Consider the following 21764-nt stretch of genomic DNA (forward strand, 5'->3'; position numbering starts at 1 on the left):
CGAGCTGAAGAAGAAAGTAATATAAAAGCAGCAAGAATAAGAATTGCAAAGAATCTAGTTAAGGCGGGGTTTGATACTGAGATTATCTATCGAGCAACGGGCTTATCAATTGAAGAATATGCTGATAGAGAGAGTATCGGTTGTACAAGCCAAAACGGAGGACAAGAGATAAAAAAGTGGAAGAGGATATACTCAAGAAGAATTAGCAAAAAAGCTAGATGTAGGACCCTCGCAGGTACATCATTATGAACAAGACTCTTTTAAGTGAAAGGTTATGGGAAATAGCAAAAGAACTATCAGTAGATGTTGAAGATCTGATAAAGGAATACAAAGAAAATGATTGCGAAGATGGTGAAACAGAAAATGAATTATTAAGTTGGGCAAGAGAATATAGAAAAATTGACAATCAAGAATCACTAGATGAACTGAATATATGGGTAGAATTTTTATTGCAAAGAAAGCAAATTTACAAAGAGAAGATTGATAAAATAGAGGGAATGAAAGTTGCAAATAATTTACTCAAGTTAGGTTTTTCTACTGATGTTATTTCTAAAATAGTAACAACTTCTTTTACATAAAGGGTTAATTTTCAATTAGATAAACAAGCATCTGTTAATATCTTAATTTTTTGATGAAAAAATAAGTAAAAAAGATTGAAAAATTGATTTGACTTCACTCGGAAGCTATGGCTTTATGCCAAGACTGCTAAAAAAGTAGCAGTAAACAATTAAAAACAATTTGTTATTAACGAGGAGTATATTTTATGAATAATAGTGAAAAACTTACAGAAGAAATAGAGAGAGTACTACAAAGCGGAGGAGGAAGTGCTCTATTTGATCGCGAAATAGTGGCAGTGCTTCTAGGAGCAGTTCATGACAGAAAGCAAGCACAAGATGTGACTAAAACTTTAATGGATAATTGCCCAGGAATAGGAGAAATTTTAGGGCGAGAAATCGATGACCTGAAAATGATAGACGGAATGACTGAACATGCAGCCGCAGCAATTGAATGTGTTAAAGAAGCTTACAAGAGGGCACTAAGAGAAGGGTTAAAGAGAGGCCCTGCAATGGATAGCCAAGAAAAGCTCATAGAATATGTAAGGGTAAGTATAGGCTTTTCAGCAAAAGAAGCTGTCCAGATAATATATTTGGATACACAGTACCGTTTGATAAGAGACGAAGTGTATTTTGGTACAATAGATGAGGTGCACCTATCTGAAAGGAAAGTGGTAAAAAAGGCATTATCAATGGAGGCAGCATCGATAATATTAGCACACGATCAACCACCTTAATACCCCATTCAACAACCAAAAAGAGATTACAGTTACAGATCCAACTCATCCGCTATTTGGCAGAACTTTTCCTATATCCTTTATCAGTTCAAGAGCCCATTGTAGTAGTAATGTATTTGTTATTCATCGTAATAACATAATTCTGCGTATCCCGTTTCTTGCTACCAACTTAGCCAGTAAGCAAGATTTTCTCACAAGTAAATTAACATGGGATTCATTATACGAATTTGTTTCTTTAGCAAAGGAGTATAAATTATGCCATGTAAACCAAATAGAGTGTGGAAAAAAATGCCGCAATGTCTCAAATCAGAAATTTTAGAAAACATATTATTAGTGTCCAAAGAGGTCATCCATGAATACATCAGAGCTAATTACAGCACAACATTTAACACGCGAAGCGATAATTTACATAAGACAATCAACACCTCATCAAGCACTGAGCAATCAAGAAAGTTTGGAGTTACAGTATGCGCTGAAACAAAGAGCTATTGATCTTGGGTGGAAAGCTGATAATATTGTTGTTATTGATAATGATCTCGGCTTAACAGGTGCTAGTGCTGAAAAGCGTGAAGGGTATAAAGAGATTCTCGCTAAAGTCACTTTATCAAAGGTAGGGATTATCCTATCCTACGATGTGACTCGTTTGTCACGTAATTGTTCTGATTGGTATCCGTTATTGGATATATGTGGCTATAAACAGTGTTTGATAGCTGATCGGGATGGTGTGTATGACCCTGGTACTATTAATGGTCGGTTGTTACTTGGTCTGAAAGGACAGCTTGCTGAAATGGAGTTATCTACTATAAGAGCCAGACTAAATGCTGGACTAGTAAATAAGGCAACCAGAGGAGATTTAGCCTTATCTCTTCCAGTGGGTTTCGTTCGTAACATTGATGATTCCGTGAGTAAGGATCCTAACCTTGAAGTTCAGCAGCATATTAAGCTTGTTTTTGACACTTTTCTAGAAAAACGAACAGCAGCACAAGTTGTAAGGTATTTTAACAATAACCAACTTACCATTCCTAGGTATGACAATTTTAAAGAAGTGCATTGGAAAAAACCAACTTTTGACGCAATTATCTCAATGCTCAAAAACCCTGCTTATGCTGGAGCATTTGCTTATGGTCGTTCTTGTACTACGCGTCACAAACTATCTTCTGCTAATAAAACAACAAAAAGACTACCAATGGAAGAATGGAAAGTTCTAATTAAAGATAAATACCCAGCTTACATAGATTGGGAAACCTTTACAAAGATTCAGATCATACTTAAAGATAATCATGCGGATTACCGTCGCTGTAGAACACGTGGAATAGCTAGACCAGGTGCAGCATTATTACATGGAATAATCTATTGTGGAGAATGTGGACACAAAATGATAGTACAGTATAAAGGAGGAAATCATTATAAATGCAGTTACCAACATCAACGTGATCTTTCCCCTTCATGTCAGTTTTTACCTGCTGATATTATTGATAATGAAGTAATTCCTAAATTTTTTGCAGCACTTAGTCAAATTGAGCTAGATGCTTATACTAAGGCTATTAACTCGCAGCTACAATCTGAACAAGAAATTAATAAAGCTCATTTACAACAGTTTGCAAAATGCAAGGATTATCAAGATAGTCAAAGTACAAGTCCAGGTGGACTTCTTATGTATATAAAGTGTGGTGAAAATGAATATCGCATTACTGGTGCTAATAATGATAATCTTCCTAATACTATATGTATAAAATCAATACTAAAGAAAAGTAAAGATGGTAAATATGTAAATGGCAATATAGTGCTTGTTGAAGAAGAGATTAAGCATGTGAAAAAAATGTTAGAATTAAATAATGATGGAGTGGTTAAAGTAGATAGTGTATCTGACAAGTCATTCGAAGTTCCAACGCTGGAGCAACCTAATTCCAATGTTACTAGTCATAATGCAACACAACAGGTGGTTAACAATGAGGGAGTGGCTACTGAACTAAAGAAGTTTTTTGATGCAGAAGATGATGGAGTTACACAACCAAGATCATTAACTACTGACCCAGCAGTAGAACAATCAACTCCTGTCTCCTCGTCTAAAGCTCCTACTAATGGTACGCTACCAAAAGTAGCAAGTCCTAGTGAAACTAAAAATGGTAGCAATAATGGTGCTGTTGTGCTGTATCAAATGCTACATGATCAAGGGAGACTGCACCCTTCTCCAGAATTATACGACTATTTGCTAAGAGCAAGTTTGGTAAAAGAAATGCTGTTTTGCAAGGTGGCACCAAACTCGTTATTTACTCAACCAATACCAAAACAAGTTACTGGTAATGATCATTCTCGTTAATTAATAACCACTATAACAACCCCTTCATAAAAGAGCACCTAAAGAGGTGCTCTTTTTTTCTTTCTTATACACACAAAAATCATATAGAATTGTAAACACAGTTTTTTCATTCTGATGCTTTTCAATTTTATAGTTCTGGTTGTCTCTCTATTACTATTTTTCTACATTATCGTAAAAAAACTGAGCGAAAAGAAAGCAAACCTTGAGGGTAATTTATGTAAATTAGAGCAAGAACTTCAAGAAACAAAGCAAAGTTTGCTTACGAAGAATGAAGAAATAGTTGATTTAAGGGTCAAAAGAGCAGAACTTGAAGTAACTCTGCAAAAAGAACGTGAGGAAAAGAAAAGAGAAATAGAATTACTGACAAAAGCAGAGGAGAGATTAACAAACACTTTTAAAGCACTGTCTCTTGATGCTTTGCAAACAAATAACAATAATTTTCTGAACTTAGCGAAGGAAGTAATTGATAGTAAATTAAAAGAAACAGAAAGTGATTTCAAGAAAAGACAAGCAACGATCAACGAAGTTGTAACTCCAATAAAAGAAAAATTAGAAAAATTCGATAATGAAATACGTGAGCTAGAAAAGGAGAGGGTAGGGGCCTATGAAGGTTTAAAGGAGCAAATTGGAGCACTGATGAACCAAACTTCCAGCCTTGCTAATGCCTTGAGAAAGCCCCACATTAGAGGAAAGTGGGGTGAAATGCAACTCAAAAGAGTGGTAGAAATGGCGGGAATGATTGAATATTGCGATTTTTTTACTCAGCCATCGGTAATTGATAAAAATGAGGATAATTTATTGCGTCCTGATTTAATAATCAAAATGCCATCTGGAAAGCAAATAATAATAGATGCTAAAGTGCCGCTTGATTCTTACATGGATGCTATATCACAAAATGATTTGCAAATACAAAAGGAGAAATTAAAGAATCATTCCCTGGCAATAAAAAAACATATAAATGACTTGGGTAAAAAAGAGTATTGGAATCAATTTGAAAATACGCCAGAACTTGTGGTGCTTTTCTTAACAGGGGAGGGGGTTTTTAGCGCAGCACTGGAATATGAGCCTGCTTTGATAGAGATTGGAGTGGAAAAAAAAGTGATCATTGCAACACCGATCACTTTAATTGCGCTGCTAAGAGCAATAGCATATGGATGGAAGCAAGAGATGATAGCTGAAAATGCAAAGAAAATCAGTGAACTAGGTCATATTTTATATGAGCGCATTTGCACAATGGGTGAAAACTTTGATAATTTGCGCAGGAGCTTAAAAGGTGCTGTCGATCATTATAATAAAACTGCTGGTTCGCTTGAAGCAAGGGTGTTTCCTGCTGCCCGAGAATTCAATAAGCTTGGTATACATGCAAAAAATAAAAGTTTAAGTACTGCAAAGGAATTAGAGTCTTTACCACGCAATTTACATACTGGAGAATTGAAAGTAGATTAGACTTCTATTGCACTAGCAAACAAAGAAAGTATTGTTTGTGGCGGAAAATTATTACTTAAATATTTCTCACTCAAGTTTCATTTTATTAACATATTAAGAAAAATTGACTTTTTGTCTAAAATAATATAAAATAAAATAATAGTTGGTGAGTATCCGTTCAGCGGAGTGGTAGAATAAGGTAGACAAGGTGATCTAAAAAGATAATCATAGAGCAAAAGTGAGATAATATGGTAAACCTTTTAGAACTTTGCAAAAATTTACAGCAAAAAATAGAGAAGTTAGAAGCAAAAATAGAAAAACTGGAAGCAGAGATAGAAAACTTGAAAGCAGAAAATAAAGCTTTAAAAATAGAGAATGCTGAATTAAAGGAAAGGCTCGGTTTAAATTCAAAAAACTCATCCCTGCCCAGCTCAAAAGAGCTATACAAAATAAAAAAGGACAAGCCAAAAAGCGAAAGGAATGTTGGCGGTCAGGTGGGCACAATGGCAATTATCGAGCTAAAATGAACGCAGATGAGGTGATAAAGATAGAGTTGCCTAATACTTGCGAATGCAGAGGGGAGATTGCAGTGTGTGAAAAACCATATATTCACCAAAAAGTTGATCTTCCGGAAATTAGGTCTTATGTAGTGGAATATCAGTTGGAACATGGCCGCTGTCGAAAATGTGGAAAAAGAAAAAGTAGCAAATTACCAGAAGGTGTTACATCAGATACATTTGGTCCAAAAGTTAAATCGATAATTGCAGCACTCAGCGGATTTTACAAGAATTCAAAGCGCGAAGTGGCTAGCATTATAAATGATATTTTTAATTTGAATATAAGTGTTGGCAGCATATCAAATAGTGAACATAGAGTTGCATCAAAATGCGAAAAAACATATGAGCAAATCGAACAAGAGATAAGTAGGAGTAAAGTTCTACATATTGATGAAACGAGCCATTATAACAAAGGTAAACTCGCTTGGTGTTGGATGTTTGCAAGCAATACGGCAAGTTTTGTAAGATTTACAGAATCAAGAGGAATGAAGGTTTTACAAAATAGTAAGTTCTGCAATCGCAATAGCTTAGTAGTAACCGACAGGTACGCAGCATACAACTACTTTGCCGATAAAAACAGGCAAATCTGTTGGGCACATTTATCAAGAGATTTTGAAACATAGTTGGAATATTGAAGTTAAAGTTCTGGGTTGTTACTTGAGAAACGTGGCCACTGAATTATTTGCACTAAAAAAAGCTTTACTAAAAAGTGAGATAAAGATTTGCCAAACGTGCAAGAAAGTTGCGAAAAAGTACAAGGTATTATTTGAAGGAAATATCTCGCTTACCTGAAGCAATTGAAGCTTCTCGAGTTGCGAAGAATATTTTGAAATCTGAAAGAATGATGTGGAAATTTTTAGATGACCCAGAAAATATTCCGCTGACAAATAACCATGTTGAACGGCAAATACGGCATTATGTCGTTTACCGTAAAAACTCATATTTTACACAATCGGAGCGAGGAACTTGAGCGGATAATTTCGTTATACTTAACATGGAAACAAATGGGTCTCAATCCTTTCCAAAACCTTCTATCTATTGTTTCTTAAACCACTCTGCTGAACGGATACGAATTATCTTATTTTAGATCAAAATTTCCCAAAAAATAAATGTAACAAACAAGATACCCACTTTAAATGGTGCTATATTGGGCCTTAACTTGACGCGTATGGTACGACCGACGCGGCGTTGGTGTTATACAACCGTTTATATCAAGGTACACTAGCCCTCGATACGTTTGAATAGTTGCATGGGACATATGTATGCACCCGTTTACAATCTTAAATCAATAAACTATCGAGGTTATTAATATGGTTACATCTTATCAAAACTTTATTGACATCGGAAAATTTAAAAATGTTGTTGCGGTTCACACACAGAAGAGTGTTGTCGAATTTGATAATAATGCTTCTGGTTGGCAACAATTGTTTAAAAAGTTTTCAGATATCTTACCTAATTCTTTAGTAACTTTAGAAAATACAGGGAATTGGTTTATCGCATTTTCTTATTGACAAGAATATCGCTGAGCTAATACCCAAAAGCTTTATCTTGTCTCACGGAACTTTAGCAAAGTCTAGATGCAATGGCTCTTGCTCAGTATGCGTCGTAGAACTCTTTCTCTATTTGTACCTACCTCTAAAGAACAATCAACTTTGTTTGTCAACGTTGTTACACAAATGAGAGCCCAAGAGAAATGTAGGTTCTGAAAATGACTATACAAAAAAAAGTTGCCAAAAAACCATTGACTTTTTTAACAGTCAGATAAATAAGCTCAATAATGCCATACAAAAAATCATTGATAAAAATCTAGAGTTACAGAAGCGCCAAAAAATTCTGAGAACAGTGCCAGGCAAAGTTATCTCAAGATTTTGTGTGTCTGATGCCAGAGCTTGGCTACTTAAACAGAAAAGAAGTAGCAAGTCTTGCTGGCGCATCCAAAAGAAAGTGGAAAAGCTATTGGTTATCGAAGAATAACAGGCGGTAGAAGCAATGTTCGTACTAACGGCTGCAATGGCTGCTGCAAAGTCCAAATCTGTTGTTTGATATAAAATTTTTCTATGATAAATTAGGGTGTTTATTGTCAAAAATGCATTTTCTAATTGAATAAAAATACAAAATTATAAACAAGAGTTGTAATAAAACTAAATTCAAAAAATTTAAAAAAAGCATAGTTGATATGACGTAGGGAGATCTAATTTGTGCCAGCTATATAACCATAGTAATAGTCGTCAAGCCTAAAAGTAGTTAGCTAATAGGTTTAATAAAAATTCACATATACAGGAAAGATTGGTAACATTACTTGAATAGAGACCGTTATTGTAATTATGCCGAAACGCACAGATATAGAATCTATATTAGTAATAGGAGCAGGCCCAATAGTTATAGGTCAGGCATGTGAGTTTGATTATTCCGGAACGCAAAGCTGTAAAGTATTAAAAAGTGAAGGTTATAAAGTCATTTTGGTTAACTCCAACCCCGCAACTATAATGACAGATCCTGAGTTTTCTGATGCAACTTATATTGAGCCGGTACTGCCTGAAATCATAGAGAAAATTATAATGAAGGAGATGCCAGATGCAATATTGCCAACAATGGGCGGGCAAACAGCACTCAATTGCGCAATAAAACTTGCAGATGATGGAGTGTTAGACAAATACAACGTAGAATTAATAGGGGTAAATAGAGAAGCAATAAAAAAAGCAGAGGATAGAGAGTTATTCCGTCAGTCCATGGATAAAATAGGGCTAAAATACCCCAAAAGTATCATTATAAAAAATCAAGAACAAATAAGAAGGGCTTTGGATTACATTGGATTACCAGCAATCATCCGCTCGTCATTCACCCTTGGTGGTGCAGGTAGCGGCATAGCATACAATAAAGAGGAGTTTTTCAATATTGCAGAAAGTGCTCTCAAAATTTCGCCAATAAATGAAGTTCAGATAGATGAATCAATTATCGGCTGGAAAGAATATGAAATGGAAGTTATCCGTGATTGTAAAGATAACTGCATAATAGTCTGTTCGATAGAAAATATTGATCCAATGGGAGTGCACACTGGGGATAGCATAACAGTTGCTCCTGCTTTGACTCTGCGTGACGTAGAATACCAACAGATGAGAAATGCATCTATAGCAGTGCTGAGAGAAATTGATGTTAGTGCCGGTGGTGCAAATGTGCAGTTTGCAGTGAATCCTAAAGAAGATGGAAGCCTCGTTGTGATTGAAATGAATCCAAGGGTTTCTCGCTCTTCTGCACTTGCTTCAAAAGCAACAGGTTATCCTATTGCAAAAGTTGTAACTAAACTTGCTATCGGCTATTCACTCGATGAGATACGTAATGATTGCGCTCCAGTTATACCTGCTGCATTTGAACCAGTGATTGATTACATCGTCACTAAAATTCCTCGTTTTGAATTTGAGAAGTTTAAGGGGACGAATTGTGAACTATCAACTTCCATGAAATCAGTGGGGGAAGTGATGTCGATCGGCCGCACTTTTAATGAGTCGCTGCAGAAAGCTTTTCGCTCGCTTGAAACTGGGCTTACGGGACTTAATGAAGTATTTCCTGAAAATACTGATATTGATCACATCAGATCTCAATTAGCAAAATTGCTGCCAAACAGATTACTGATTGCTGCTGACGCAATGCGTCATGGAATAAGCATAGAAGAAATAAATTCGATTACAGGATATGACTTATGGTTTTTGCAGAATATACAGCAAATTATATTAGCTGAACAAAAAATCAAGGAAAACGGCCTTCCTGAGACTGCATATGAAATGTTAGAGCTGAAAAAAATGGGGTTTTCAGATGCAAGATTGGCAAAATTAAGCAATAAGAAAGTAGAGCAAATTGAAGAAATAAGAAAAAAATTTGGCATTAAACAAGTTTATAAGCGTGTAGACACCTGTGCAGCTGAATTTGAATCGAGCACTGCTTATATGTATGGCTGTTATGAGGGAGACATTACAAATAGGACAGAATGCGAAGCGGACATTTCTGACCGAGAAAAGGTTGTCATTTTAGGAAGTGGTCCAAATCGCATTGGTCAAGGTATTGAGTTTGATTATGCATGCGTACATGCAGCTTCTGCCGCCAAAGAAATGGGGTATGAAACAATAATGATCAACTGTAATCCAGAAACCGTTTCAACTGATTATGATACCGCTGATCGTTTATATTTCGCCCCACTGATTGCAGAGGATGTGCTTGAAATACTAAGTAAAGAGCAAGAAAATGGCACACTGGTTGGTGTAATAGTTCAAATAGGTGGTCAAACACCTTTAAAGTTAGCCAAAGTGCTTAACGAGAGAGGTTTCAAAATTCTGGGAACTTCGTTTGATTCTATTGACCTTGCAGAAGATCGCATGAGGTTTAAAAACCTTGCTTTGCAACTTAATTTAAAACAACCTGAAAGTTCTATCTGCCATTCAGTAGAAGAAGCGTTAACCAACGCAGAAAAGGTGGGGTTTCCACTAGTAGTCAGGCCATCATATGTCCTCGGCGGTCAGTCTATGTCGATTAGACACGATACTCAGAGCTTTAAAGAGTATGTCTTGAATCAAACCAAAATTTTTGAACACGGATCGCTGCTTCTTGATAAATTTTTAGTCAATGCAGTTGAGGTTGACGTTGATGCTGTATGTGATGGGGAAAAAGTTTTCATTGCAGCGGTCATGGAGCATATTGAAGAAGCTGGTATCCACTCTGGCGATTCAACATGCTCAATACCGACAAATACATTGAGTGACGAAGTAATAAAAGAGATCGAGCTCCAAACTGAGAGAATAGCATTAGCATTAAAAGTGAAAGGTCTGATAAACATTCAGTTTGCTGTTCAAGAGAATAGACCTCTTGCAGAACCTGTTTGTGATGAGAAATTTTTAGGAAAAGTGCAGATGAGCACCACAGAATACTCGAATGTATTTGAGGAGCGCAGACAAGCTTTGACGACAAAATTGCCTTCAGAAATCGAGTTATGCAAGAGGTCTAGTGATGTATACATACTTGAAGTAAATTTACGAGCTAGTCGAACCGTTCCTTTTATTTCCAAGGTAATCAATATTCCTATTGCAAAGCTTGCCACTCAGGTTATTTTGGGTAAAAAATTGAATCAGGAAAACAAGCCTTTCAATCATTTTGCAGTTAAAGCTGCTGTTTTTCCATTCACGCGTTTTTCGGGAATTGACACTCTACTTGGTCCTGAAATGAAATCAACAGGAGAAGTAATGGGAATTGACTCATCGTTTGAAGCTGCACTTGCAAAAACGCACATGGCTGCAGGATACAAGTTACCAATAGAAGGAACAGCTCTGGTTTCAGTAAAAGATGATGATAAAGAGTATATATTGCCTGTTGCACGAATGTTGAAAGAACTGAGTTTTGAAATATATGCAACCAAAGGCACAGCTTTATATCTGAATAATAACGGCATTGCTGCAAAAGCTGTAAATAAAGTGAGAGAAGGCAGACCCCACATAGTTGATATGCTCAAAGATGGAAAAATAAATCTAGTAATCAATACTTCAAAAGGTGTGAAATCAGTCTCAGATAGCAAAGATATCAGGAGAACTGCTATTTTGCAAAATATAGCTTACAGCACCACAGCTTCTGGGAGTAAAGCGTTAGTGCTTGCAATTCAATATGTAAAGAATAGCAAATTGGAAGTGAAATCATTACAGCAGATACAAAACGTTTAAATATCAAAACTAAAATAATTCATTACTCTATCTCGAAATCGTGGTAGAGTAATGTAAGTCAAATTTCTTTACTGACTTGCCTATGTATTATAGTATTTATCAAAGAATTAATGGGTAATGGTTATATAACATGACTTATGAGATAAAAAAGCAACAAACAATAGACCAACAAATTCTTGAAAGTGATATAGAAGATCCGACGAAGTTCTCTCTTAATCAAGAGTATAACTTTGCCAAAAATGATTTGTCAAACAAAACAGATGAACACGAAAGTGATAATCGACTACAGAACTCTAGTGATCATGATTCAGATGATAGTTCCGCTGATAGACGCCTTACTGAATCAAGTGATTGGGACTCAAATTCGAGCTGTAATTCAGATTATTCTTGTTTTTCGGAAGATGGCTCACTTTTAATGGATCTAGAAATACTATTAACTGAAAATGAAAAGAAGCTGATTGGTAAATTTTGTAAGAAGATGAAAAAGGTGGAAGAAGAAAATAACAAAGGAAGTGCTTTAAAGCTTATTCAATACATAACAAATGAATACTTAAGGAAAGGGATAAGACTAAATTTATGTTATGGTGATCGTTATAGAACTGTAACAAATTTGATATTTGAAGAAATAATAGATGTTATTAAGAATGAAGGTCTATGCCCTAGCAGTAAAGCGCATGCATTTGGAGGTCAGGATGTTTCCTGTAACAATGAAGATCAAGATGATGACAACACGAATGAAGCACTGGAAGATGGTAATTTAGACATCATAAGAAACACCATTAGGGATTTATTGTTAAAAGGTGGGAAAGTAGAAAGAGGTCTCTTCGATGGTGGTGAGCTAGGACATGTAACTTCTGATTTTGGTTATGTAAATGATCTCTTTGCACAATGTGAGAAAATTGAAAACGATCTAAAAAATGTAGCATATGAAAGTATTGTAAACAAAAATGAGCAAGCTCAAAAGGACAAATTAGAATTAAAAGTAGAGATAGATAATGAGTGCTTTTGTATAAAATATCCACAAGATAGTACTGTTGAAGTTGCAAAAATCCTAAGCAATGAAAAGAATAAAGGTTTAAACTTAAGAGTTGGTATACTGCAAATTGGAGAAAGTATAGTAAGAGTTGAAAGCTACAACGGAAAAAGAAATTATCTGGATGTTTGTAAGCAAGGTGTAACATTATCTTTTGATAGTGAAGCAGGAAAAATCAGTATTCATCTAAATCCTAAGGAAAATAGTAATGAAATAGAAGTAGAGATTGATAAGGAGAGCGAAGCAAGGCTTAACGAGTTAGAAGATAAGGGGAAAAATTTAGGAGAAAACTGTCTTTTAGGAGGAAAAAGCGTTCTGGAAGCTATACGAGATGGAAATTTTGAAAGAAATAGAAGTATTATACCAACTAGCGTAATTGAACAGCCAAATGCTGCAACGAATATTCCACAATCTTACCTAGAGAACATTTCCCTGGACGTAGACAATCACAGAACTAAATAAGTAACCGTTCACTGTTAGACTGCATTCTGTGATTTTTAGCAAAACACGATCTTTCATTTGAGCTTTCTTCAATTTAAAATAAATACAGAAACTAGCTATCTTCAAAAATATGGTTGAATAATTATTAATAATAGTGTATAATTATTAATACTTTTAAGCACTTTGGCTATGGCTCTTTCAAAATTTCTCGATCCTCGCAATGATTTGTGTTTCAAAAAAATCTTTGGAACGGAAAAAAATAAGAATATTCTCATACATTTTTTGAATGATATCTTAGGATTTGCTGAGGTAAATGCAATACAAGAAGTTGAGTTCCTCAGTACTATTATGGATCCCGAAGTTGCCTCTGATAAACAAAGTATTGTTGATGTTCTCTGCAAAGATTCTATTGGTAATAGGTTTGTGATTGAGATGCAGCTTGCTCGTGATAAAGGTTTTGAGAAACGCGCTCAACTATATGCTGCTAAGGCTTACTCAAGACAATTAGATAAATCTGGAAATTACATTGATTTAAAGAAAGTCTTCTTTATTGCTATATCAAATTGTAACTTACTTCCTGAAGAAGTTGATTATATCTCTACTCATAATATACGTGATATAAAAACTAATGGACATTACTTAAAAGATTTTCAATTTGTCTTTATAGAATTGCCCAAATTTTCAAAAAGTAAAGTAGAGCAGTTAGAAAGTACAGTAGAAAGGTGGTGTTTCTTTTTTAAATACGCAGAAGAAACAACAGAAGAGGACTTAAAAGAGATAGCAGAAAAAGCGCCAATAATAAAGCTAGCATATGATGAGTTAGATAAGTTTCGTTGGAACGAAAAAGATTTAGTAGCTTACGAAGAAAGGATAATGGATCTACGCAAAGAAGAAGCTATTCTTGAATACAGACTTGATCTTGCTGAAGAGAAAGGTAGAGAGGAAGGTAGAAAAGAAAGGGAAATTGAAGTCGCAAAAGCAATGCTGACTAATAATGTTGATGTCAACACTATTGTCAAGTTTACTGGCCTTTCTATTAGTGAGATTGAAGAATTAAGTGAAAATCTGTGAACGGTTACACTAAACAATAGGCCTATCTATCATTCTAATGTGATTTCAGTTTTTTTTACGTGCAAACTCTCTAATCCCACCTTATAGTTAGGATAAATTAGAGAGACATTAAGATCTTTTTTAATTTTAACATTACTTACTTTTTTTGACCCTAAATAAAAACTCTGTGCATAATCTGGTAAGGAAGAAACCTCAATTGGCTCTGGAGGACTAACATTGAGAAGTTTGGCTGCATACATTATCACTTCAGATTGTGTAGTGGGTAAATCATCTGCACAATTGTATATTTCACCAGGTTTTATGTTTTGCATGGAAGAAAATAGAATGTTCGATATATCTTCAACGTGAATACGAGAAAAAAAATGCCCTTCTTTTTTCACATTTTTTGCTTTGCCAAGCTGCAAGTCAATTAACACGTTCCTACCAGGACCGTATATTCCAGCTAAACGAAAAATATGTACAGGCAGTTTGCTATTCAGCCACTTCTTTTCAGATCTAAGGCGCTTTTCTCCTCTGATTTCTATAGGTTTTGTTTCAGATTCCTCATTCACCCAATTACCAGAGTAATCACCATAAACGCTAGTTGCAGACAAATAACCAAACCATTTAACATTTTGCAGGCAATCACCATATCTCTCCATAACATCATCACCATCTGGAGGAATAGAAATTAAAACGTGCGTTGCGCTTTTAAGCAGATCTTGACTAACTTTCTCATAATTAAAGAGGATTACATTTTGTATATTTTTACTTCTTGATGTGCCACTGACTTTCCAACCTAAGTTCAGCAGTTTTTTCGATAAAAATTTAGCTACATATCCATAACCAAAGCAAAACAAGTGCATGAAAATTAATTTTTAAAATTCTTCTTGATAAATTCTACTCCTAATTTTATCCCCTCTTCATTAATAATATGCCCTAATGCATGAATTGGGTGCCCTTCAACATTTATTCCATTTTCTTTCAAAGCTTTAACCGCTAAGTCGAGGGACGAAAAAGGTACCACGTCGTCAGCATCACCATGGATAACACATATGTTAGGTTTTGACTTGATCTCTGGTGCAGTTTTTGAAGGTGAAAGAAACCTACCAGAGTATGCAACAACTGATGCACATGATTGAGAGCGGGTGAGAGCTGTATGTATTGCAAGCATTGCTCCTTGAGAAAATCCAACTAAAGAAAGTTGCGTATCTTTTAAATTAAGCTCCTTTAATTTTGTATCAATGAAATGATTTACAATTGATGTAGCATTTTTTACTCCATTATATAGCGCTTCCTCACTACGATCTTCCAAGCTGAACCACTGATAACCATCACCTATTTCTCTTTCAAACGGAGCATTGGGTGCTACAAAATATGACTCGGGTAAAAACTTGCTCATAACTTTAGCAAGGTGAATGAAATTATCGCCACTTGAGCCCCAACCATGTAAAAAAATAATCAAATTTTTCTTATTTCCGCCTGCACAAATTTCTTGGCCTTTAAGTTCAATCATTTCTTTTCCTTTTGCATTTATATTTTTATTTAACACTAATTTTCAAATTTGTAAAAACATACTGTAATTGCTGTTGAATGATGGAGAGACATACTCCATTATTTTATACCTATAGCTAACTGAAAAAAGGTGACCTTACCCAGAAAAAGTAGAGAGAAAGTTAAGACGTTTTTGTCATGAGAATGATGCATCAAATTGTGTAGGAATGCAATAATTAAGGGAGTGTTAAATAAACCATGCGCGTCAAGTTAAGGAAAAAAAGATATGAAGGAGATAGAATAATAAGGTATAAGTTCTCCCAGATATGTTTTTAGTGAGAGAACTAACGATGAATAAAATAGCTTGCCTATCAAATAACCTCAACAAATTTTTCAATGAAAGGGCAAATGAGGTATCAATTGAAACAGGATTTGTGAAAAGGAAGAGAAAACTGAGCGGTTCATCATTCATAAAAGCTATAATTTTTGGCAATATAGGAATTGAAAATTGCAGCATAGATACAATGTGCCAATTATTAAACGAAGAATCTGTGGTAATGACGAAACAGGGTTTAGATTTCAGATTTACTAAAGAAGCAGTGGAATTTATGAAAAGAATGTATAATGAATCTATGGCTTTATTTAAAAATATCTTGCAAGTTGATTGTAGAATCTTGCAGCAATTTAAAAGCGTCAAGTTATTGGATAGTAGCTATATTAGCCTGCCTAACAGTATGGAAAACCTGTATAAAGGGTATGGTACTAGTTACAAGGTTATGAGAGTAATACTAAGTCTGGAATAAAGTTGCAATTAGTTTTTGATTACTTAAATCAGACATTGGATCAACTTAACATAACGGAGGGAATAAGGTCAGATCAAGGTTATAGGGAGCATTTGATCGATATATCAAGTAATGATTTGCTAATATCTGACCTTGGTTATTTTGTGCCAAGTTCTTTTAAACAGATCAATGAAACGGGAGCTTATTTTATTAGTCGTTGATACCAATATATATGCTATAGAAACAAATCAAAAAATGGAATTATTGGAATGTTTAGGAGACAAGCTATTTTTAGAAACTGAGGTATTATTGGGAAAAGAAGCAAAGATTAGAGTAAGAATGATATGTCAGAAACTAACTGAAGAGCAGTCTATAGCCAGAAGAAGAAAAGCTAATAAATTGGCAAAATCGCATGGATATACATCTTCCAAAAGGAATCAAAAATTGTTGAACTGGTCAATATTCATAACTAATATTCCAGAGGATAAAATTAGCGCTGAGCAAGTATTAACAATCTACAGAGTAAGGTGGCAAATTGAGTTGTTATTTAAACTATACAAGAGCTATATAAGACTTGATGAACTAAAAGGGAAGCCACATAGAGTATTGTGTGAATTATATGCTAAATTATGGTATCCGTTCAGCGGAGTGGCAGAATAAGGTAGACAAGGTGATCTAAAAAGATAATCATAGAGCAAAAGTGAGGTAATGTGGTAAACCTTTTAGAACTTTGCAAAAATTTACAGCAAAAAATAGAAAAGTTAGAAGCAAAAATAGAAAGGCTGGAAAGAGAGAATGAAAGTTTAAAAGCAGAAAATAAAGCTTTAAAGATAGAGAACGCTGAATTAAAGGAAAGGCTCGGTTTAAACTCAAAAAATTCATCTCTGCCAAGCTCTAAAGAATTATACAAAATAAAGAAGGACAAGCCAAAAAGCGAAAGGAATATTGGCGTTCAGGTTGGGCATAAAGGAAGTTTTCGTGCCAAAATGGAAGCAGATAAAGTAGTAAAGATAGAGTTGCCCTATAGTTGCGAATGTGGTGGAGAGCTTGCAATAGGTGAAAAGCCGTATATTCACCAGAAAGTTGATCTGCAAGAAATTAAGCCGTATGTAGTAGAGTATCAGCGTGTGTCCAGAGAAGGTGAGTATGTTCAGTAGGAGTTAAACCTACTGAGATAAAAGTCGGAGTCCCGTAGCTTGGGTAGCAGCATGTAGGGAGACCAAAGTGTTGAAGCCTACCGACAACGTTATCGTAGGATAATGGCGAATTACCAGGCCGTAGCGAAAGCGAACACATAGGTGGCCTCGAAAGCTACAAGTCCTAAAGGCTGAGCCCACGTTGGTAGGGTGAAGGCAATATGGATAGCTGAAAACCCGAATGATACGGCATATCTACTTTAGCGGGGTGATAGTGATGGCATAGTAATGAGGACATATGAAGCAACTGGAGAAGCCCTACTCATCCCAGGGAGAAATACCTTGGAGTGGTAGGTTCTATAACTGGAAAACAGGAAATGAATCGAAGATGAAAGGGTGGCGGATGGGTGCGTAGTAGTGAAGAAGTGAGGTAACTCTCATGGAGCAAAGGCACCCTGCTAGTAGAAATCATTTAACAAAAGGAAGGTAAAGGTAAAAATGATAAAAATGCCAATAAAATTACAAGACCTGAGAAGGAACCAAAGCAAAGGCAGAACCGGAATGGCGATTCTGGGGAATCTATGTTCACGTCTGCAAGATGGAGACACTAGAAGAAGCATATAAGCTAATAAAGAAAAGTAATGGGGCACCAGGAATTGATGGGGTGACATTCAAATCGATAGAGGCAGAAGGCTTAGAAAAGTATCTTCAGCAAATAAGACACGAACTAATAACCAAAACCTATAGCCCAAATAGGAATCGGAGAAAGGAAATACCAAAAGTTGGGGGGAAACTCAGAACGTTGAACATACCCTGCATCCGGGATAGAATAGTGCAAAGTGCACTAAAGCTAATAATTGAACCAATATTTGAATCGGACTTTCAGGACGGATCGTATGGATATAGACCAAAGAGAAAAGCGCATGAAGCAATGAACAGAGTAGCGGAAGCAGTAATCAAAGGCAAAACAAAATGTATTGACGTAGATCTGAAATCCTACTTTGATAATGTGCGACATCATACTCTTATGGAAAAGATTTCCAAGAGGATAGATGACAAAGAAATCATGCACTTGATCAAGCTAATTCTCAAGGTAGGAGGGAAACGAGGAATAGCGCAAGGGTCACCAATTACTCCGCCAACAACGTTGCAAAAAACATAAAATTAGAGAAAAGCATTTCTCGAAAACTTCTGTGTCCAAAGACAAGAGTGCCATTTATTTATAGTGCCAACAATCAATTAACCATCAGTTTCAATGAATGATATGAACATATTATTTCAAGGAAAGTTCATGGGAAATAAGAGATTAGCTATACGGATTAGCTGTAGCTATGAAACTAACCGGTTGGCAGAAAAGTATTTGTTAGATACTTATGAAAAAGCCGTGTCAAAGCAAGTAAGCCAAAAAAATTTAAAACATAAAAATGGGATTCAAGGAGGATCAAATGGTAACAGTGAGTTTATATGCAAGAGTTTCTTCGGGGAAACAAGCACAAGAAAATACAATAGCAAGTCAAGTTGCAGCTTTAGAGAAGCAAATTAGTACGGATGGGTACAAATTATTAAGAGAGTATAAATTTATTGATAATGGCTAAAGTGGATCTAATTTAGTCCGTCCTGATCTAGAAAAGTTACGTGATAAAGTAACAGAAGGTAAAATTGATAGATTCATTCACCTGATCGCTTATCTAGGAAATATGCATATCAAATGGTATTACTTGAAGAATTTGAGAAAGCAGGAGCAGAAATGGTTTTCTTAAATTATGAGGTTAACGATAAACCAGAATCTCAATTGCTGTTGCAAATGCAAGGTATGATAGCAGAATATGAACGAGCGAAAATTATGGAACGAAGCCGTCGCGGAAAGATTTATGCGGCTAATAAAGGTTGTGTAAGCGTAATGGGAGGAGCTCCTTATGGTTATCGTTATATAGATAAATATATGGGAGGAGGACAAGCTTTATTTGAAATAAACGAAGAAGAAGCTAATGTTGTTCGGAAAGTATTTTTGTGGGTAGGAAGAGAAAGGACAAGTATTGGGGAAGTCGGCTAAATACTATGTCTATTATAACACGAACAGGAAAAAAGTGCTGGGATAGAAGTGTGATTTGGGGTATGTTAAAAAATCCTGCTTACAAAGGACAAGCGGCTTTTGGTAAAACAAAAGTAGGTGTAAAGTTACAACATATCAGACCACAGAAACATTCTTGTGAACAACCGAAAGATAATTACTCTACCTATTCTGTTGAAAAAGCAAATTGGATTTATGTTAAAGTGCCAAATATAGTGGACGAAGATATATTTGATATAGTTCAAGAACAATTAGCTGAGAATAGAAAAATAGCAAGGACAAGAGAAAGAGGAGCAAAACATTTACTACAAGGTTTAATCGTATGTAAGCGTTGTCGTTATGCATATTACGGAAGTCCTGTAAGAAATAAGCGAGGAGAAAAAGTTGATCATTATGCTTATTATCGTTGTATTGGTAGAGATTCTTACCGTTTTGGTGGTAATAAAATTTGTGATAATAAACACATTCGTACAGATGCATTAGAAACAGCTGTGTGGGAAGAGGTTAAGCATTTATTAAAAAATCCAAATAGGGTTTTAGAAGAATACAAACATAGACTTTCAGAGTTTAAAAAATCATCGTGGGATAAAAAAAGCGATTTACTAGAGAAACAAGAAAATAAATTAAAACGAGGTATTGCTAGACTTATTGATAGTGATGCTCAATAATCAAGAAGAATTTGAACCACGAATTAAAGCAATGAAACAAAGCTTAAAAACAATTGAAGAAGGGAAAAAAAGAATATTCGATCAAAAGAAATTAAAACAGGAATTAACTCTAGTTGTAACCAATTTAGAAGACTTTTCTTCTAATATTGCATTGAACCTTGATAACGCAGACTGGCTGTGATACTATCAGAACGTTAGTCAAGAGAATTGAAATTAATCTTGAGGATGTAAACGTGGTGTTTCGCGTAAAAGAACTACCAAACTCTTCTAGACATAATGGAGAAGAAAAGAAAAATTTGCAACGTTGTTGGCGGAGTAACTGGTGACCCTTGCGCTATTCCTTGTTTCCCTCCTACCTTGAGAATTAGCTTGATCAAGTGCATGATTTCTTTGTCATCTATCCTCTTGGAAATCTTTTCCATAAGAGTATGATGTCGCACATTATCAAAGTAGGAGTGCGACCCGAAGTCGTGATTTTGTGATGGTTAAATTCCATCTTCCCTAGACATCGGGGATAAAGTATGTCTCACATTTCAGAGACTGGCAACCTCTGGGATGCAAGCATGAGATAAAAGCGGGTAATGTTAAACCTTATAACAAATCCCTGCGAACAGAGTTGGATATGATTATGAGAAGAACCTATGTTTGAATTATCGTGATGATAAATATGCGAAATAAGGTTGATTACGCATAGACCAAAAGGTATGAAGTAAAGAGGAATTAAGGTTTCCTATCCTTAATTATTGATGTTCTCAGCTTCCGGTAAACAGTAGGGATCTAAGTCCAACGGGAAACAAAATTATGGAACGGGGTAACCATATAAATGCTCTTATATTCATCTGGATATAAGTAGGTTGCCAGCCATAAGCATTTATGTTGGAAGGATTGTCTAAGAAGCTAAAGCCTAAAGTAATACTTAGGATATGCAGACGTGGACACTATAATTTGGAGGGTAAAGTTGTGAGTAGTAGTGTATATGTTATGGACCAACAAAAAGTTAGGTATGAATGGAATGAAATTCCTTGGCGTAAGCTGGAGAAATTTTCATTTAAGCTACAAAAAAGAATTTACCGAGCTTCTAAATGTAATGATATCAAAAAGATGCATAATCTTCAGAGATTATTACTCAAATCGACAAGCGGGAAAATGCTTGCTGTTAGGAAAATTACTCAGGATAATAGAGGTAAAAAGACAGCAGGAGTTGATGGGAAAGCTAGCCTTAATCAAAAGGAAAGATTGCAATTAGCATATTCTTTAGATATAAGAGAAGAGGCTAAACCATCAAAACGTGTCTGGATTCCAAAACCTGGAAAAACTGAGAAGAGGCCATTGGGGATACCCACGATAACAGATCGAGCAAAACAAACGCTTGTAAAAATGGTGATAGAACCAGAATGGGAGGCAAAATTTGAGCAGAACACATATGGTTTTAGACCTGGTAGGTCATGTCATGATGCTATTGGAGCCATATTCAGTGCACTCAAACAGAAAACAGCATATTGTTTAGATGCTGATATTTCTGGATGTTTCGACAATATCAAACACTATGCATTGCTTGAAAAACTCAATACCACACCAACTTTAAGAAGCATTATAAAAGGATGGTTGAAAGCAGGTGTAGTAGAAAACAGAACTCTCCAACCAACTAGAAGTGGTACGATTCAAGGAGGAACTATTTCTCCATTATTAGCTTGTATAGCACTACACGGTCTGGAACAATATATTAAAGAGTGAACTTTTTCTATATAGAAAGAAAAAATTTGGTACAACATCGCATCAACGGGCACAGCAAACTCT

Annotated in this window: 16 protein-coding genes and 5 pseudogenes; 18 read left to right on the top strand and 3 right to left on the bottom strand. The window is 35.4% G+C overall.

Features of this window, described 5'->3' with window-relative positions; all coding sequences use genetic code 11:
• Nucleotides 1-214 precede the first annotated feature (214 nt).
• From ABWU58_RS03540 to ABWU58_RS03585, 10 genes and pseudogenes are all read left to right on the top strand, one after another.
• Nucleotides 215-268, top strand: a pseudogene (locus ABWU58_RS03540) (hypothetical protein); the annotation flags it as partial.
• Nucleotides 246-578: a transcriptional regulator gene (locus ABWU58_RS03545; RefSeq protein ID WP_341817122.1), complete on the top strand. Its 333-nt coding sequence runs from the start codon at nt 246-248 to the stop codon at nt 576-578. The pseudogene ABWU58_RS03540 and the gene ABWU58_RS03545, both read left to right, overlap by 23 nt.
• A gap of 185 nt (nt 579-763) precedes the next feature.
• Nucleotides 764-1291, top strand: a complete 528-nt coding sequence (locus ABWU58_RS03550) for a JAB domain-containing protein (RefSeq protein ID WP_353282916.1) — start codon at nt 764-766, stop codon at nt 1289-1291.
• A gap of 352 nt (nt 1292-1643) precedes the next feature.
• Nucleotides 1644-3611 (top strand): recombinase family protein, encoded by a 1968-nt coding sequence (locus ABWU58_RS03555; RefSeq protein ID WP_353283635.1) that lies wholly within the window; start codon nt 1644-1646, stop codon nt 3609-3611.
• Between the two features lie 114 nt (nt 3612-3725).
• On the top strand, nt 3726-5057 hold the full coding sequence (rmuC, locus tag ABWU58_RS03560) for a DNA recombination protein RmuC (protein ID WP_353283636.1): 1332 nt from the start codon (nt 3726-3728) through the stop codon (nt 5055-5057).
• Nucleotides 5058-5284: 227 nt separating this feature from the next.
• A pseudogene (tnpC, locus tag ABWU58_RS03565) lies at nt 5285-6642 on the top strand (IS66 family transposase).
• A 261-nt stretch (nt 6643-6903) separates the two neighbouring features.
• A pseudogene (locus ABWU58_RS03570) lies at nt 6904-7633 on the top strand (IS110 family transposase); the annotation flags it as partial.
• Nucleotides 7634-7917: 284 nt separating this feature from the next.
• Nucleotides 7918-11292, top strand: a complete 3375-nt coding sequence (carB, locus tag ABWU58_RS03575) for a carbamoyl-phosphate synthase large subunit (RefSeq protein ID WP_353283637.1) — start codon at nt 7918-7920, stop codon at nt 11290-11292.
• 130 nt (nt 11293-11422) lie between these two features.
• Nucleotides 11423-12787, top strand: a complete 1365-nt coding sequence (locus ABWU58_RS03580; RefSeq protein WP_353283638.1) for a hypothetical protein — start codon at nt 11423-11425, stop codon at nt 12785-12787.
• Between the two features lie 168 nt (nt 12788-12955).
• Nucleotides 12956-13837: an Rpn family recombination-promoting nuclease/putative transposase gene (locus ABWU58_RS03585; protein WP_353283639.1), complete on the top strand. Its 882-nt coding sequence runs from the start codon at nt 12956-12958 to the stop codon at nt 13835-13837.
• Between the two features lie 29 nt (nt 13838-13866).
• On the opposite strand, the gene ABWU58_RS03590 is transcribed toward ABWU58_RS03585, so the two are convergent.
• Nucleotides 13867-14682: an SDR family oxidoreductase gene (locus tag ABWU58_RS03590; protein ID WP_353283640.1), complete on the bottom strand. Its 816-nt coding sequence runs from the start codon at nt 14680-14682 to the stop codon at nt 13867-13869.
• 5 nt (nt 14683-14687) lie between these two features.
• Nucleotides 14688-15332, bottom strand: a complete 645-nt coding sequence (locus ABWU58_RS03595; RefSeq protein WP_309166945.1) for an alpha/beta hydrolase — start codon at nt 15330-15332, stop codon at nt 14688-14690.
• Between the two features lie 328 nt (nt 15333-15660).
• Between ABWU58_RS03595 and ABWU58_RS03600 the strand changes: the two are divergent.
• The 7 genes and pseudogenes from ABWU58_RS03600 to ABWU58_RS03630 all read left to right on the top strand — a co-directional run.
• Nucleotides 15661-16722: pseudogene (locus tag ABWU58_RS03600) on the top strand (IS4 family transposase); the annotation flags it as partial.
• An 80-nt stretch (nt 16723-16802) separates the two neighbouring features.
• Nucleotides 16803-17216 (top strand): annotated as a pseudogene (locus ABWU58_RS03605) (DUF6444 domain-containing protein); the annotation flags it as partial.
• Between the two features lie 610 nt (nt 17217-17826).
• A complete protein-coding gene (locus ABWU58_RS03610) occupies nt 17827-18390 on the top strand; it encodes a reverse transcriptase domain-containing protein (RefSeq protein ID WP_353283641.1) in 564 nt (187 codons plus the stop codon).
• A 283-nt stretch (nt 18391-18673) separates the two neighbouring features.
• On the top strand, nt 18674-18823 hold the full coding sequence (locus tag ABWU58_RS03615) for a recombinase family protein (protein WP_353282848.1): 150 nt from the start codon (nt 18674-18676) through the stop codon (nt 18821-18823).
• A 113-nt stretch (nt 18824-18936) separates the two neighbouring features.
• On the top strand, nt 18937-19281 hold the full coding sequence (locus ABWU58_RS03620; RefSeq protein ID WP_353282847.1) for a recombinase family protein: 345 nt from the start codon (nt 18937-18939) through the stop codon (nt 19279-19281).
• Nucleotides 19282-19286: 5 nt separating this feature from the next.
• Nucleotides 19287-19967 carry a recombinase zinc beta ribbon domain-containing protein gene (locus ABWU58_RS03625; protein WP_353282846.1) on the top strand — a complete coding sequence of 227 codons (681 nt, stop codon included), beginning with the start codon at nt 19287-19289 and terminating at the stop codon, nt 19965-19967.
• Nucleotides 19957-20148, top strand: a complete 192-nt coding sequence (locus tag ABWU58_RS03630) for a hypothetical protein (protein ID WP_353282845.1) — start codon at nt 19957-19959, stop codon at nt 20146-20148. Before ABWU58_RS03625 ends, ABWU58_RS03630 begins: the two co-directional genes overlap by 11 nt.
• Before the next feature lie 73 nt (nt 20149-20221).
• Here ABWU58_RS03630 and ABWU58_RS03635 read toward each other — a convergent pair whose 3' ends face one another.
• Complete coding sequence (locus ABWU58_RS03635) at nt 20222-20389, bottom strand: hypothetical protein (protein WP_353283642.1); 168 nt, start codon at nt 20387-20389, stop codon at nt 20222-20224.
• Between the two features lie 451 nt (nt 20390-20840).
• Between ABWU58_RS03635 and ABWU58_RS03640 the strand changes: the two genes are divergently transcribed.
• On the top strand, nt 20841-21701 hold the full coding sequence (locus tag ABWU58_RS03640) for a reverse transcriptase N-terminal domain-containing protein (protein WP_353283643.1): 861 nt from the start codon (nt 20841-20843) through the stop codon (nt 21699-21701).
• The last annotated feature ends 63 nt before the right edge of the window (nt 21702-21764 follow it).

The organism is Wolbachia endosymbiont (group A) of Pogonocherus hispidulus (assembly GCF_964028195.1).
Lineage (GTDB): Bacteria > Pseudomonadota > Alphaproteobacteria > Rickettsiales > Anaplasmataceae > Wolbachia.